This window comes from Mycolicibacterium madagascariense, assembly GCF_010729665.1.
GTDB lineage: Bacteria > Actinomycetota > Actinomycetes > Mycobacteriales > Mycobacteriaceae > Mycobacterium > Mycobacterium madagascariense.
Genome location: NZ_AP022611.1, coordinates 132,707 through 148,329, shown reverse-complemented (window position 1 = coordinate 148,329; position 15,623 = coordinate 132,707). Strand labels below are relative to the sequence as shown.

The 15,623-nt window shown below is 68.0% G+C and carries 12 protein-coding genes; 3 read left to right on the top strand and 9 right to left on the bottom strand.

Annotated features, from left to right (window positions below; all coding sequences use genetic code 11):
• Positions 1-114 precede the first annotated feature (114 nt).
• From G6N60_RS27760 to G6N60_RS27745, 4 genes are all read right to left on the bottom strand, one after another.
• On the bottom strand, positions 115-741 hold the full coding sequence (locus tag G6N60_RS27760; protein WP_163742404.1) for a mycothiol-dependent nitroreductase Rv2466c family protein: 627 nt from the start codon (positions 739-741) through the stop codon (positions 115-117).
• 160 nt (positions 742-901) lie between these two features.
• The gene (locus tag G6N60_RS27755; protein WP_163742401.1) at positions 902-1,969 is read right to left on the bottom strand and encodes an ATP-dependent DNA ligase; all 1,068 of its coding nucleotides are present in this window, start codon (positions 1,967-1,969) and stop codon (positions 902-904) included.
• Between the two features lie 4 nt (positions 1,970-1,973).
• On the bottom strand, positions 1,974-4,148 hold the full coding sequence (locus G6N60_RS27750; RefSeq protein WP_246241013.1) for a tyrosine-type recombinase/integrase: 2,175 nt from the start codon (positions 4,146-4,148) through the stop codon (positions 1,974-1,976).
• A 341-nt stretch (positions 4,149-4,489) separates the two neighbouring features.
• Positions 4,490-5,611: a tyrosine-type recombinase/integrase gene (locus tag G6N60_RS27745; RefSeq protein WP_246241011.1), complete on the bottom strand. Its 1,122-nt coding sequence runs from the start codon at positions 5,609-5,611 to the stop codon at positions 4,490-4,492.
• 52 nt (positions 5,612-5,663) lie between these two features.
• Between G6N60_RS27745 and G6N60_RS27740 the strand changes: the two genes are divergently transcribed.
• Positions 5,664-6,581 (top strand): ATP-dependent DNA ligase, encoded by a 918-nt coding sequence (locus tag G6N60_RS27740; RefSeq protein WP_163744849.1) that lies wholly within the window; start codon positions 5,664-5,666, stop codon positions 6,579-6,581.
• Here the strand turns inward: G6N60_RS27740 and mobF are convergent.
• Entirely contained in the window at positions 6,578-12,424 is a 5,847-nt protein-coding gene (mobF, locus tag G6N60_RS27735; protein ID WP_163744982.1) for a MobF family relaxase, read from the bottom strand. The two genes, G6N60_RS27740 and mobF, sit on opposite strands and share 4 nt — an antisense overlap.
• Positions 12,425-12,749: 325 nt before the next feature.
• Here mobF and G6N60_RS27730 point away from each other — a divergent pair, with 325 nt between their 5' ends.
• Together G6N60_RS27730 and G6N60_RS27725 are read left to right on the top strand one after the other, a co-directional pair.
• Entirely contained in the window at positions 12,750-13,244 is a 495-nt protein-coding gene (locus G6N60_RS27730; RefSeq protein WP_163744847.1) for a hypothetical protein, read from the top strand.
• 321 nt (positions 13,245-13,565) lie between these two features.
• Positions 13,566-14,069 carry a hypothetical protein gene (locus G6N60_RS27725; protein ID WP_163744845.1) on the top strand — a complete coding sequence of 168 codons (504 nt, stop codon included), beginning with the start codon at positions 13,566-13,568 and terminating at the stop codon, positions 14,067-14,069.
• Between the two features lie 131 nt (positions 14,070-14,200).
• On the opposite strand, the gene G6N60_RS27720 is transcribed toward G6N60_RS27725, so the two are convergent.
• The 4 genes from G6N60_RS27720 to G6N60_RS27705 are packed head-to-tail and all read right to left on the bottom strand — an operon-like array spanning position 14,201 to position 15,559.
• On the bottom strand, positions 14,201-14,734 hold the full coding sequence (locus G6N60_RS27720) for a hypothetical protein (RefSeq protein ID WP_163744843.1): 534 nt from the start codon (positions 14,732-14,734) through the stop codon (positions 14,201-14,203).
• Between the two features lie 3 nt (positions 14,735-14,737).
• Complete coding sequence (locus G6N60_RS27715; protein ID WP_163744841.1) at positions 14,738-15,025, bottom strand: hypothetical protein; 288 nt, start codon at positions 15,023-15,025, stop codon at positions 14,738-14,740.
• A 10-nt stretch (positions 15,026-15,035) separates the two neighbouring features.
• On the bottom strand, positions 15,036-15,299 hold the full coding sequence (locus tag G6N60_RS27710; protein ID WP_163744839.1) for a hypothetical protein: 264 nt from the start codon (positions 15,297-15,299) through the stop codon (positions 15,036-15,038).
• A gap of 14 nt (positions 15,300-15,313) precedes the next feature.
• Positions 15,314-15,559 (bottom strand): redoxin NrdH, encoded by a 246-nt coding sequence (locus G6N60_RS27705; protein WP_163744837.1) that lies wholly within the window; start codon positions 15,557-15,559, stop codon positions 15,314-15,316.
• Positions 15,560-15,623 lie beyond the last annotated feature (64 nt).

The window sequence follows — 15,623 nt, the reverse complement described above, 5'->3', positions numbered from 1 at the left end:
TGCCCGTCACACCACTGTTCGGTTGGTACGGACTTCTTGACGGCTTCGACGTGTGCACCGCAGCCCGACCACGTCGTCTTCTGGCAGACTTTGCATCGGATGGCGTGACACATCTCAGTGCGATCCCTGGGACGCGCGGGGCCGTTCGAGTTGGCTGAATTGGGGCGTGTTCGCCAACGCGGTGATCGCGTCGAACAGCGCCCGATGCGTGTGGCGATCGGGGACCGAGGTGAGCACCGGACCGAAGAGTGTCCGTCCGCCGATCGTCACCATTGGGCTGCCACCGCTCATCCCCAACGCCTCCTGGCTGGCTTCATGCGATCGGCGGACCGTCGCGTCCAGGGAGGCATCCGACATGGACGACACCGTGGCCACCTGAGCCCCTGCGGTCTTCAACACCTGCGTGGCGAGGTGCTCGTCCACCGCCACGTCGTGGTCGAAGTAGGCCGTACCGAAGGCGAAATATGCTGCCGACAAACCGCTCTGGCCGAGTTCACCCTGGATGGCCGCCATCAGCCTGCCGATGCGACGTGAATCCTCCATCCGGGCCTGCGCAGGAGGCGGCAACGTCTGACCCTCATTGAGCACCGCGAGGCTCATCAAGTGCCACTCGATGTCGAACTCGCTGGCCTCGGCGACCTCGGCCAACCACCTCGCGGTGTTCCACGAGAACGGGCACACCGGATCGAGCCACAGTTCGACAGCGGGATCGAGCGTTCCGGCTTCACGTGTTGGTTGCATCTGATCTCCTCAGCCTGGTCTTCGAGGGAGGGCGCGGTTCGGTGTCCGTACGTCTCTGAAATACCATACCCCCTATAGTATCAATCGCACCAGCAGAATGCGGATTGCTGATACCTGACGGCGTTGCTCGTGCGCGAGTACAGCACGCGACGGTCTCGACCTAGGTGGCAAGCCCAGGGAGAATGTCGCCCAAGGCGAACGTCAGTGGTTGCTCGAGTTGGGCGTAGGTGCACGAGCGCGCATCGCGGTCGGTTCGCCAGCGATTGAATTGGGCCGTGTGGCGAAACCGTTCCCCTTCCATGTGGTCGTAGCGGACCTCGACCACCCGCTCGGGTCGCAACGGCACGAACGAGAGGTCCTTGCCCGCATTCCATCGGGAGGCTTCGTTCTTGCGAGGGGTGCGTTCGCCGGCGTCGTGCGCGGCCCAGTTCCACGGGTGGTCATCGAAATTGGTTACCAGCGGCTGCATTTCGGTGAACAACTGCCGCCGCTTGGCCATGGGGAACGCACCGATCACGCCGACCGAGGCGAGGGTGCCGTCATTCGTGTAGAGACCTAGCAGCAGTGAGCCGATCGCTTCGTCGCTGGACTTGTGCACGCGGTAGCCGGCTACGACGCAGTCGGCCGTCCGCTGATGCTTGACTTTGAACATGACGCGTTTGTCGGGCTGGTAGGTGATCGTCAGCGGTTTGGCGATCACTCCGTCGAGACCGGCTCCTTCGAATTCTTCGAACCACCGTCGGGCGGTCGTGAGGTCGGTGGTCGTTGGTGTGAGGTGGATTGAGGGACCGGAGTGGGCCAAGGCTTCGACGAGTGCGGCGCGGCGCTCGGTAAAGGGCCTTCGGGTGTAGTCCTCGTCGCCCAGGGCCAGGAGATCGAACGCGATGAACGATGCAGGAGTCTTCTTGGCGAGCATCCGCACCCGCGAATCGGCCGGGTGGATGCGTTGTTGCAGCGCCTCGAAGTCCAGCCCGTGGTTGGTGGGGATGATGATCTCGCCGTCGATGACGCAGCGCTCGGGCAGCTCGGCGGTGACCGCGGTGACCAGTTCGGGAAAGTACCGGGTCAGAGGCCGCTCGTTGCGGCTGCCCAGCTCGACGTCGTCGCCGTCGCGAAAGCAGATCGATCGGAAGCCGTCCCACTTGGGTTCGTATGACGCGTCGGGTGGAATCGTCGGGACCGACTTGGCCAGCATCGGCGGGACCGGCGGCATGACGGGCAGCTTCACCGACTCATTGTGGCTCCTGTGTGGTGAACAGGTTGCTTCCCTGCGAAAGTCGTTGATGCGCTTCGGCTTGTCGGATGCGGAGATGCTTGATGCTTTCCTCTAGCGCGGCGACCTCGCCGAGCCACGCACGGTCCTTGGCCTCGACGAGGCGCTGCTCGGCGTTCTCGGTCATCTCGTCGATGCGGCCCAACTGGGCGGGATCGACGCGCAGGAACCGGCATCGAGTGCAGGCGTGTTCGTGCACGCACGCCGTTCCGTACGGGCGGTGACATTCGCCGAGCGCCACTCGGCGCAGCAGGAAGTGGTTTTCGAACTCCGACCATTCGTCGTCCTCGGCGACCCGGTCTTCACCGCTCGGGCGCAACTGCCGTCGGCGTTCGATGAACGCCTGGTGAGCGGCGATGAGGTGCTCGGGGAACACCGCGGTGTATCCGCGGGTGGTGTCGAGGTCCAAGTGGCCCAGCAGTGCAGCGGCGATGTGCAGCGGCAAACCATTGTTGACCGCATCGGTGGCGAACAAGCGTCGAAAATCATGTGGCGTGAATCGGATTGGTTGACCGGCATCGCTGAGTCCGGCTACCACGGCTAGGTGGTTGAGGATGCTGCGCAGGTACTGCCCGGATAGCACTTCCTGACGCACTCCGACCTTGCGAGAGAACAAGTGCGGAAACGGTTGTCCGTGCATCTTCTCGGTGACGTCGTAGCGCACCGACAATGGCACGTGGTCGTGCCCGTCCTTGGCTCGCCGGAGCACCTCCAACAGGATTTGCACCAGCTCGGGAGTCATCGGGATGAGCCGCTCGCAGTCGGTCTTGCTGGGCACGATGTGCAGCAGCGGAACCAGCGTCCCTGTCGTCGATGCGGTGTAGTGGCGCAGGGACAGCTGCGTCAGCTCCATGAGTTCTTCGATTCGAATACCCGTGTGACGCAGTGTTTCCGCGACAGCCCAACACCAGAACCCGTCCTCCTCCACCGAGGTGACGTCGATGCGTTGCGCCACTCCGCGGATCCACAGCGGCCGTGGTTGACCCGGAGCGAGCCGGGCCCACACGCGAGCCCGTTCCAGGACGGCCAGTCGCTCCGGCGGCGAATCCCGCACGAACGTGAATCCGTCGACCACGAACTCATCGTGGTCGCCGGCTGCTCGAGCCTCCTGCAGGAACAGCGCACTGCGCTGCTTGTGTTTGTTAACCGCTGTCAGGAACGTCGGCAGCAACGGCGTGAGCATGCGGGTGCGACTCTGCATCTGACTTCTTTGGCGCCGTTTGTATTTGGCCGCTGCACGACTGAGTGACCGCGGGACTGGGCACGGCGCCACCCACACGCCCCAGCGCACGGGATCGTCGTGCGACCACTCGGCCAGATCGCGGTAAAAGCCACGGATGGCGAACAGGATCGAGTGGGTTTCCCGACGTTCACGCCCGTCAGTCGTCAGCGCCAGTCTCTCGCGCCACGTGGTGGTGACCTCTGCCGACAGCTGTAAATCGGCCTGCTGCGGGTTGATTTGCAGGACCTCCCACCAGAACAGACGCACCAGTCGGTAGGCCAGGCTGTCCAGTGAGCCGTAGTCCATGCCAGGGCGGATCTCTTCGAGATAGTCCACCAGCAGATCCCTCACGCCCGAGGGTGGGATTCCGTACCGGTCGACGAGGGTGGCGGCCGAATGCTGACGGGTGTTGCCCTTTGCCGACCACGCGGCTCGCAGCGTCGGAGCTTCCGCGGCCAGTGGCCCAAGTCGCACCAGCAATTCCCAAAGGAGGTGTTCGCGACGTGCGCGTCCGGAGGTCTGCACCACGTCGGCGTAGTACAACAGATCATCCCCGGTGATCTGCTCGATGGTCTGACCGGTGCGGATCATCACCCTGGCCAGCCCTGCTTCGGCGTCGCGCCGATGACGATGCATCGCTGCTTGGTACTCGGGTAGCTGCCGCAACTCGGCGAGGGCGCTGCCACCGTTGACGTCGAGGAATCGAGCGGTGTTGACCTTTGCTCTGGAGTCGAGCATCCAGCTGTAGGAAGGTCGTAGCACCCGGAGTTGCAGTAGCGAGTTCATTCCCATCAGCGTGGGTGACCAGTGGTCGTAATGCGGAAGGTCCTGATGGTCCATCCAGGTCCTTGGCGCGGCGTCCGAGCCGCTGGCCAGCCACCGTTGTTCCCACGTGTCACCGGAAAAGCTCATCAGTCGGGTTAGTAGCGCTCGCGTCCCACGAACGATTGTCTGTCGGCGCGGAGGTTTGGAGGAGCGATGGTGCCGATCGACCACTTCACACAATTCTTCGACGGTGTGCCGTTGCATCACGGACCCAGAGGCATCGTCAGGTAGATCGGGAGGCGGCTGACTTGCGTCGCATCCCTTCATGATTCGCAATTTGCCGGTCCGACCAAACCGATCGTCCGGCGGGATCGCTGCTAGGTGAGGGGAGTCGGGCCGTGACAGCAGTTGAATCGACGGGGCCGCCGCCGCACGGGTCGCGGCGGCCTGCCGCCGCGGCTGCGGTCGGGTGTCCTCGTCCTCGATGGTCACGACGGCGGAAGTCCCAACAATTCGCGGACCGCGGCCGCGTCATAGCTCGGTTCAATAGTCGGCGTCGATGTTGGCGGACGGGCGTAGTGCTCGAGCACCTTGCCGACCAAATCCTCCAGCCGCGGCTGGGCGTAGATCTGTGTGGTCGTGACGCTGGCATGCCGCAGCACCGTCTGTACGTCGACCAACGTGAACGCCGGGTCGGCGAGCAATCGCGCCGCCGCCGTGTGACGGAAATCGTGAAGCGACCAGTTCGTTCCCAACGCGTCATTCGCCCGGCGAAGCACCGCGCGCATAGCGTGATAGTTCAACGGTGCCGACTTGGATCGCCGTGTCCACCACACCGGACCGCCCGGACTCATTGGCGGCTGCTGCTCAGCGAGATAGAGCGCCAGCCACACGAAGGAGTCCACCGATGCCGGCACCACCTCCCGCGCCCGACTGCCCTTGCTGGTGACCGTGATCGTGTAACGGCCGGCATCGAGGTCGCCGTGACACAGTCCCAACAACTCCGAAGCCCGGACTCCCGACGACAGGTAGAAGCTGACCAGAGCCCGGTCGCGGTGGCTGCGCAACGCTGCGAACAACGTGGTGGCGGCCTCGTCCGGGATCCCCCGCCAGACGGGGCGCGGCGTCTTCTGCCGGTAGTTCGCACGCTTGTGAATCACGAAGTCCTGCATGGGATTGTGGTGCGCGTACGGACGTCCGCCTCCGCGAGTCCGTTGTGCTGGTACCGGGTTGACCAGAGGTCCCAGGTTGGCCGCGCAGGCGTGATCGTAGAACCCGAACAATACCGACAACTGATGATTGATCGTGCGTGCCGCGTACTTCACGGTCAGCTCGGACTTGCCGGTCACGGCATTGACGGAGCCGGGCAGAGGCCCGTCCGGTCGCCGGCGCAGACGCTGCGGATTCGGCGTCTCGCGCAGATACTCGACGAATGCGCGGACATCGACGCGCTCGGCTCGCTCCCACGAGATCAGACGCTCATGCAGGAACCGGAACCACCGCAGTAAATCGAACGCGTAACTTCGAATCGTGAGTGGACTGCAATCCGATGCCGCGAGCTCCCGCAGGTACGACGTCGCCCCACGGTGCTCCGCGTCGGGGAAGACCACCCGCCATGGCAATCCACTCGGCACTGACTCCACTCGACCCAAGGCCGTCACAATGCGATCCTCCGTCTGCAGCCCTCCTCGCATCGAGAGGCTCGCCGAAGTTCAGTCAACTAGACGGGCCAACCTGATAGCCGATCGAGGCGACGTCGTCACGTTCTCGCGCAATGGTGCCGATGTGTCGCTGACGTTCCCGGAGCTGGCTTCGGTGAGCCAGGCCGTGGGCGGCCGCGCGGTAGTGCTCGACGGCGAGATCGTGGCCCTCGACGCACAGGGGCGCCCGTCGTTCACGCGGCTGCAGCGCCGATGGCCTCAAAATCGGCGGCCAAAGCCCCATCTACTCCGCTCGGTTCCCGTGCAGCTCATAGCTTTTGACGTTCTCTCGGTCGACGGCCGGGATCTCACTGACGAACCCTACGTCAAGCGCCGCGAGGTCTTGGAGTCGTTGATCGTCGAGGAGACCGGGGTGGTAACGGTGCCCAAGGCGTTCTTCGGTGTGCCGGCCGCGGACATGCTGGAGGTAGCCGCTCAGCACCATATGGAGGGCATCGTGTCCAAGCGGGTGGACTCCCCATATCGGGAGGGCCGCTCGCCGTGGTGGGTGAAAAGCCCGGTGCGACGGACTGCGGAGCTTGCGGTGGTGGCGTTCGCGGGGCCGCCGGGGCGAGTGGGGGCGCTGTTGGTGGCCGGGCACCGCGACGACGGTGTATTGGAGCTGGCCGGGCAGGTCGGCACGGGGTTCAGCGCGGTGATGCGCCGACATCTGTTCGAGGTTCTGCACCCCCTCGTGCGCGGGGTGCCCTCGGTGGTGAATCCGCCGGTCGACGACCAGGGTTGGCGGTGGGTTGAGCCCCGGCACGTGGGGGAGGTCGCGTTTCGCGAGTGGACGCCGGCGCAAGGCCTCCGGCACGCCAGCTGGAAAGGCTTGCGTGAGGCCGACGTGCTCGCGACCCGGCTGCCCTCGGTGATCTAGTCGTCGATGCCCGCGCCCAGCGCGTGCTCGGGGCTGTCGACCTCCGGGCCGGGTGTGCGCCACCCCAGGGCGAGGTGGCGGCGGTGCGCCGCCCGCACGGCGCGCGCTGCGCCGTCGTACTGGGCGAGCACGTGCCGCCACGGTTCGCTGAGGTGCGTGCGGCCGAGGCGATCGGCCAGGGCAACCGCCGGCACCGGCTCGAGCAGCAGATCTGTGGGCTCGGCGGGCGCAACGGTGAGCGTGGTGTGCCAGGGCAGGGAGTGGGCGAGCAGCTGCATGGCCGACTCGCTGGGCCCGCGTATGGTCCGGGGCTCTAGAAGGATCACGCGGGCGTCCGCGGCCGCGGCGTGGCGTGCGATGTCGACGAGGTGGCCGGGCTCGGCGGCGGCGGGATCGTCGATGACGACGACGGCTCCCGGCGGCAGTGCCCACTGCTGGTTGCTGACTTGCTGGTGAGCGTGGCCGACCGTGGTGATGGTGTCGGCGAGCTCGGCGTCGCGCGCCGAAGCCGCCGCCGAGTCGGTGGCCGAGAGCCAGAGCACTTTGCGGTCGGCGGCGTTAGCGGTGCTGCGCAGGGTGTAGAGCGCCGCGGCGGTGTCGTGATCAGCCGCGTCGGCGCGGGTGACACTGAGCCGGTACGGCTGCGCGGCCAGGGCTTTGAGTTGCTCGGCGGTGTAGGGATCGTGGGCGGCTAGGGCCGCCGCGGGAATGTCCAGGGGCGTGCGGGTGAGGTCGACGCCGCCGGCCACCTGCAGCAGCGCCACCTCGTCACGCGCCGAGTCCAGCAGCTGCTCAAGCGTCGCGGAGGTCGCGGTCTGGCCGGCGGCGAAGGCGGCGGCGACGTCGCGCTCGGCGCGTCCGAGTTCGCGGCGCAGTTCCTGGCGACGGTCGCGCAGCTGCGCGCGGGCAGACAGGTCTTCACGCTCGGCGTCGGCGCGCGCGGCCTGGATGTCGTGTTCGGTGACGATCTTGCCGCCGCCTGCGGCCGCGGTGCGCGCGGCTTGCGCGTCGGCTAGGGCCTGCTGGAACTGCAGTGCCGGCGGCTGATCGGGCAGCAGGCCGGTGTAGAACGTGACGTCTTGACGGGCTGAGGCGAGGTCGAGTTCGTCGACGTCGGGGTCGGCCCGCAGCAGGTCGAGCCGGTTACGGGCGTGTTCGACCATGCGGAGCATGTCGTTGTAGGCGGCGTCGGCGTCGGCCCACTGCTCCATGACCGCGGCCAGGGCGAGGGCGTATGGACGATCGGCGTCGACCTGCTGGCGCATTTTGAGCAGCGCGTCGGCCAGTGCGCGCATGGCTGGACCGTTTCCGGCGCGAATGTCCGTGCTGAGGGTTTTCAGGTTTGCGCAGACCTCGCGGTATTCCTGTTGCAATTCATTGACCAATTCCATGGTGATGCCCAATTCCGGTGTGGGGCGGTTTGCTGTGAATTCTTCGAATTGCAGTCCGTCGAATTCATCTGGCCCGTATTCGAGCCAGTCGTCGGGGGCCGTGGTGTCGAAGTAGTCGTCGAAGGGTGACGGTTCATCGACGTCGGGGTAGGGGCTTTCCGGGTCGGGCGGGTACAGCGCTTCCTCGTCGGGGTGCGGCGGTGCCTCCTCGGGGGTGGGAAGGTCCGCGTCGTCGATGCCGAACCGCGCGTGCAGCCGGTGGGTGAAGGCATCGACGGTGTAGGTGATCAGCCGCGCGTAGTCGCCGGGGGGAATGGGGTGGTCGGCGTCGGCGGCGTCGGCGAGATGCTCGGCGGCGACGTGGAGGAGGTCCCGCGGTGTCCACTTGCGCGGGTCAGCGGCGCCGATGGCGGCAACCAGCCCCGGCCAGGCCGGGTCGGAGGTGATGGTCTCGGTCAGCGCCGCCCCGAACACCGCGTCGACATCGACGATCCAGGCGGGCCGTAGGCGCGAATGCGTGGTGGCCAACGTGGCGGTCGGCGACAGTGCGCCCGCGATGCGCCACCACAGTGCTGCAGCGGGCAGCTCGTCGGGCAACGGGCCCTGGCGCGCAGCGGTGGTGATGATCTGCCGCAGATCAGGAGCGGTGCGAGTGGCCTGGGCGAGTTGGGCGGCCAGCTGTGGCCAGTACGCATCCGAGCGCACGCGCGGGTCGATCGCGTCGAGGAGTTCGTTCCAGCGCGTCGTGTCGGCACTGCGCCGCCCGATGTCGGCCGCGGCGTAGCGCTGCAGGGTGGCCTGCACGTCGCGGGTCCGCACGGGGTACTGCCGCGCTCCGGTGAGACGCGTGTCGGCGTCGTCCACGCCCACCGCGGCGCGGAACACGGCGATTTCGGCGGTCAGCGCGGGATTCACCGTGATCAGGGGCCGCGCCCACGCGGGGGCGGTGCCATTGGTCCAGGCCCGCGCACGCTCACGGATCTGGTCGGCTAGGCCACCGACCAGTTGCTCACGCCGAGCCAGGTAGGCACCCCATTGGGGGTCGTCGGCCAGGGCCGGCGGGATCGCGGGAAGCCAGCGCAGCACGCCGATGCCCGCGGAGTGCGTGCCGGCGGGGTCGATGCGGTGATCGAGGACCGCGGCCGGGTCGGCGGCGTCATCGACGCTGCCCTTGGCCAGCGCTTCGACCAGCAGCTCGCGGGGGTCGGCACCCCCCAGGGCCAGGACGGACAGGTTGCGGCGCAGCACCGGCCAGGCTTCACGCTCGCTGAGGCGGGGGATCACCCCGTCGGCGATGGCGTCCAACCGGTCGCGCGCACCGGCGCCCAGCTGGCTTTCCGCGGCCACGCCGAGGGCGTCGTAGAACATGTCGGCCGCGGCCTGCAGCCGCGTCGCGGGATCTTCTGCGCGGCGGGCTTCGGTGCTGGCCGACACCTGGGCACCGTCGCGGGCCAGCGTGCGGGCCAGGACATCGACGGCGGTGTCGGGGTGGGTGGCCTTGGGAGACAGCAACCGGTGCGGATCGCCTTCGGCGGTAGACAGGTACAGGTGGTTCTCGTCGGTCGCGCGGGTCATGGCCACGTAGAGGTGCTGGCGGGTCAGCGCGTCGGAGCCCACGATGTGGCAGGTGCCCGTGGTGTCGCGCCCACCGGCGGTCAGACCCTGAGCGGAGTCGATGGTCGCGGCGTAGCCGAGCGTGACGTGTTCGGCGATGTAGTCGGCGGGCAGCGTCACGATGCGTCCGCTGCGCAGGTGGCGGGCCTTCACGCCGCCGTCGCCGAGGACCTCGGTGATGGTGTAGCGGTAGCCATTGCGCACGAAGTCGTTGCGCCCGATGCGAATCCAGCGAGCGTTCTTGCGGGTGCGGATTGTGTCTCCGACGCTGGCGTGCAACTGGTCGGCCAGCACGACCGTGGCCGCCCGTGCGGCCTCGGGATCGTCGGCCAATCGGTCGTCGCGGGCGCGCGCGTTGAGCGCGTTGATGACGTCGTTGGTGGGGGCGAGCAGGATGCTGTCGGCGCCGGCGGCGAGGTCGGCCCGCCACGCCTCGTACGCCATGTCGGCGGCGGTCTCGTCGGTGCCGACGTGCACGCGGTGGTGGTCGATGTAGAAGCCGATGCCCGCGGGGTCGGCGTCGTGCAACGCGAGCCCGGCCGCGGCCTCGGCCGGCGACTTGAACCGCACGACCTCACTGAGGGTCAGCGCGTCGGTGGCCTCGGCGATGTCACGCAGGACACCACCGGCCGAGATGGACGACAGCTGGCCGTCGTCACCGACCAGCCGCACGCTCGCACCCTTGCGCAACGCGTCGGTGATCATCGCGTCCAGGCCCGCGGTGGCGGCCTTTCCGGCCTCGTCGACGACGATGAGCGTGTCCGGACCCACCTCGTCGAACCAGCCGGGAACACCGAAGGCTGCGGCCTTGTCCGGGTCGGCGCAGAAGACGTACTTGTCGAGGGTGTCGGTGGTGGCTCCGAGGTCCTGCCCGAGCACGATCGCCGCGTCGGCGGTGGGGGCCAAACCGATGACGTGGCCACCCGAACTGCGCCACGCATGAGCCAGGGCGGCCATGGCGGTGGTCTTGCCCGTTCCGGCCGGCGCGAGCGCGAGTGCGACACGGCGCCCCGAGGTCGCCATCTCCGACACTAGTGCGGTCTGGCCGGGGTTGAGCGTGCGTCCTCGTGCCGCCGAATCCGCAAGCGCCAACTCCACATCGGCGGGCGTGGCGGCGCGGCCGTCGCAGCGGTGCACCGCGTCCAGAATGCGGCGCTCAGCGGCGAGCGTTTCGCGGTTGGTGTAGAGCTGCACGCCGTGGCGCGAATAGACGCTGGCACCGTCGCGGCGACGCAATGCGACAGGCTCGTCCAGCTCAGCATCGGCCACCCGCGCGTGCGGCACCGAGAAGCCCTCTCCAAGAGCGGTTTCGGTGAGACGTTCGACCAGTGCGACATCGTGCCCCACCCCGTGGGTGCGCGCGATGCGCAGCGCCTCGGCGCGCACGTGATGCGGCTGCCAGGTGGACCGTGATTCGGCCACGGTGGCGATCAGTTCGCCAGCACGCGACGTGATCCATTCCCGGTCGACGACGGGGGCGCTGCGGGCGCGGTGGGGACCGGTCAGAACACCGGCCAGCATCGTGTGCACGCCATCGCGCCCCATGACCTCCACGGCCTGCGTGCGCCATACGTGGCGCTGCTCGGCCAGCGAGCGCGGTTCGTGCTTGGCTTCGCGCGATTCCAACGTCGCCTGTTGGGCCAGCGCGATGATCTCGGTGTTGGTGGGTTCGCGTCCGTGAGCGGCCTGAAACGCCTTGGCCAATTCGGCGGTACGCGCCTCGATCGCCACGCGCCGGCTCGACCACCGCGCCATCAGCTCCGCCGACATTCCGTCGACTTCGCGGACCGGTCGTTTTCCCCGCCCGCGGGACTGCTCGACGAAGCCCACCCGGAGGCGCTCGATCATGTGCGCTTCGAGCCGAGTGTTGTACAACTCCGAGGCCGCCACCGTCACCCGGTGCAGCGGTTGACCGTCCAGCGCGAGCCACCGGCGCACGCCGTTGGCGTCCACGTAGGAGACCTTGTTGGAGATCGCAACGTGAGTGTGCAGATCGGGATCACCGGCACGCGAATCGCGATGGGTGAACGCGGCGGCGATCAGCCCCTCGGTGTCTACCTGGGCGATACCCCCGGCGCCGGTACGGGTGAACGTGGCTTGATCCTGCAACCACTCCAGCACGTCGGCGACCGCGGCGTCGTGGGCGGCTTCGACCTGCTCGGACACCGACAGCGGGGCGATGGCCCACAGCGCCGAGACTGATTTCACAGGTGAGAACGTCAGGTCGTAGCCCGCGACGGCGGTGGTGGCCGCGCGCGTATTGCGGGCGATGAATCCCGACAGTTCCCGGTCGTCGGACGGTGGGCGGCCGTACTCCTCGGAGAACAGATCCAACGCCACGCGGGTGCGGATCTGCGCGCGGATCTCGGGGTCGATGGCGGCGTTCCAATGTGCGCCGGTTTCGGCGTTGTGGTCGCGGAACGCGACCGCTAATCGGCGCGCGAACTCCGGTTCGCCGTCGACCACGCGAAATTTGCGTCCGAGGCGTCCGGCGGCCCGTTCGGGGCCCGCACCGCGCCCGTTGACGTAGGTCGAGATGGCATCGGCGTTGGGGTGCAGCCCCACCCCGTAGAGGTTGCGCATCTGCGATTCACTGACGCCCGACCCCTCATCGACCGTCCAAAGTTCCTCGCGGGCCTGCGGACTCACTTCGCAGCGCCCGGTGTCCGACAGCGCGGCCAGGCCGCGGCCCATCCACCGGCCCGGCGATTCGCCCTTGGCCGAGTAGTAGTCGGCCAGCGTGGAGCGGCCCCGCTCGGTGCTGTCGGCGGCAGCGACCTGCCGCACCAGGTACAGGTATCCGTCCCCGGCGGTCAGCTTGTGCAGCGTCATCACCATGACGCGCACGCACGGGTCCGCATGCGCCGCACGCTACGAACAGCACGCCCGGCGAAGCCACCACCAAACCGGGGGTTCTTAGAAAACTCTTAGACGGGGCGCTTCTCCTGAGTGCAAGAGGTGTGTGGTCTGTCGGTGAGCTGTAAACGGAGGGTGCGAGGAGGGTGGGTGGCGATGGGTGCGGTGGTTGGCGATGGGGTGAGGTGACGGCGGGTTTGGGGGTGGTGACGGTGAGGCGGTAGGAGGGCGGAGGAAAAAGTGGTGAGCGACGAATGTGGCTGTGGTGGTGGCCTGCTCGGGCCGAACGCTTCTAGGGTCCTCGACCATGACGGCAGCGAGAACATCCAAGGCGGAGGCCCGGCGCCGGGCGGTGGAAGCGGCTCGGCGCGCCAACGAGGAGCATGCGGCGCGGGAGAAGGCGAACCTCAAGGACGCCACGGTCCTGCTTCACGCGATCGACAAGCTCGACGCGATCGGCGAGTGGAAGAAGGAGCGGCGCGCAGAGCTGCGCGCGCAGGCCGACGCGCAGCTGGAGCGCGAAGAAGCCAAACGGGTGGGCGACGAACGCGAAGCAGCGGGCGCGGCGATCGAACGGATGCGTGAGCGGGGTGAGACGCTGACGACGATCGCGACCAAACACGACCTCGGGATCGGCATCGTGCGCGCGATGGCGCGGCATGCGCCGAAAGCGGGAAATCCGCTACCGCGGAACGGTTCGCATGCACTAGGTCCCGATGTGTCTGGAACGGGTGAGGCGGCGGCGGGTGGCGCGGTCGGCCCGGTCGTGGGCGAACCGCCGGCCGAGGCAGCCTCTGCGTGAGGGTTCGCACCGCCGTGCACCGCAGGCGTGGCAGATGGTGTGGCAGACCGTGAATCCGGCGACGAGCGAGCTTCCGGCGGCGTGCTGCGGCGTCGCATCGCGGCGCAGCAGCCGGGGCCTGCGCGGTGACGCTGCGGATGGCCGGCCTTTCCGCACCTTCGCGTGCCTGGAGGGCTCGCTGACCGCCGGCCCGCGGTGCCGCAATTGCGGGACCGCGACCGTGCCAAGAGGGTCGCGGTGTGCCGGGGCGTTTGGCGGGGTGCGGCGGACGATGGTGCGGGCCGCGTTGAACGTCGGTGTCGGCGGTTAGGTTCACCGGTCATGAGGAGTGCGGGGGAGCTGATCGTGGATCGGCGGGTGCATGCCTCGGAGATCGCGCGCTTTCACCGGCATGTGGTGTGCGGTCCCACGGTGTCGGACTGCGACATTTGGACGGGTGCCATCGGCGCCGATGGCTACGGCCGGTTCTATCTCACCCGAGCGGGGTCGGGGTTGTGTGTGCGGCCGCATCGCTACGCGTTGGCGATCGTGTCCGGGGTGGTGGCCGCTGGGGTGCTCGGTCTTCACGAGTGCGACAACCCGGTGTGCGTCAAGGTCGCTGATGCGACAGAGCCGCACCAGCACGTGGTTTCGGGGTCTCAGGGCGACAACATGGGGCGCATGGCGCGGATGCGCCGCGGCGGTGGCCGATATGCGCTGCGACGCTTCGACAGTCGTGGCGTGCGGCGTGAACGGTCGGTGGCGCTGCGCGAGGCCGTGCGCCACGGTTGGGATGCCGCTGCGGTGCAAGCCGCGCTGTTGGGTGATCAACCCACGCTGTGGTGAGCCCGCAACGCGGTGCCACGCGGTCGTCGACCGCGACGCGGTGACGGGGTTGGCGCGCGGTGTCGCATCGCCCGATGACGGGGGTCAGAGGATGCGCGTCGGCGTGCGCCGTGGAGTGTTCCTGTGGCGGTTTAGCCGCGCTGCAGCAGCGTCGCGTCGCGCGGCGGGGCCACGGTGGTGGCGTCGAACCACACGGGCACGGCTGCAATGCCGGCGGTGCGGGCCCAGCAGATGCGGTGCTGGCCGATCGTCTCGCGCTCGCCCTGGCCGTTGACGTACACGCGCAGCGAGTCGCTGTAGCTCAGCAGCGCCAGCGCCAGCCGGCGATCCGCCGGGGCGAGCGACGCGAACGACGGGTGACTGCGTGCGGCGCTGGCGATGGTCGCGGTGTCGGCGCTGACGGGGAACGGCTCGAGGAAGGCCGTGATGGCGGGCAGCGCGATGGTCCAGTCTCCCGAGTGGACGTCGCAGCTGCGGCGGCGCACGGCGATGTCCTCGCGCGCGGACAGCGCGCGGTAGCCGTCCCGCCCGGGGTGGTGCCCGAGGGTGCGGATGGCAGCCTCAAGAGCGAGGGGACAGTTGGACCGTGTGCCGTCCGGATGGGGCCGCTCGCCCATGGCGTGAGGGTGGGGCAGCTCGGCCACGCTGGTGAGGTAGTACGGCATGGGCTAGGACGCGAGGGCGTGCGCGGGGCCGATTGCGGCGAAGACGGCCCGGAGGTCGCGACGCGCGGCGAGTTCGGTGTAGGGCTCGATGGTGGCCACGCCGACAACGCGCGGCTGGCCCTGGGTGAGTGAGATCAATTCGTACGCCGCGTGGGCGGCGCTGAGCTGAGTGGGCTGGTAGTAGTAGTCCGAGAACACCAGGTACGCGTGTAGGGCGGCCTGGGCGGCTTCTGGGGTGTCGTGCGGCGTGCTTACGTCGCGGCCGCCCTCGTCGATGGTCAGCGTGTACATGGGGGCTCCTTCAGTGGTTGACGGTTGGTGCGGCGGGGGCGTCGTCGCCGGGTGAGATGACGACGGTCGCAACCCGTTCCGCCCCGTGGCCGGCTCCGGACAGGACCGCGTACACGTCACCGCCGAGATCGACGATCCGGTCGAAGGGCTGGGCGGCGGCGATGTGTCTACGCGCGGCGTCGAAGGCGTTCTCAGCGGTGGCGTGGTCGAACGACTCCCACAACGGCATTGCGTCGGATTCGGCCGGTTCGGTGATGCTGGCGGTGTACGTCATGGTGCGAGTTCCCGTCAGGCCGCGTGCGCCAGGAGTGACTTGATGCGGTCGGGCCGGAAACCTGACCAGTGGTCGTCTCCGGCCACCACCACGGGGGCCTGCAGGTAGCCGAGGGCCATCACGAAGTCGCGGGCTTCGGGGGTGGTGCTGATGTCGACGACCTCGTAGGAGATGCCCTGCTTGTCGAGCGCCTTGTAGGTGGCGTTGCACTGGACGCAGGCGGGCTTGGTGTAGACGGTGACGGGGGCTGTGGTGGCCATTTCAACTCCTTTATCGTGAGTCTTTCCGGGATATTTAAGTACCTCCTATTCTAATTGCTGGCAG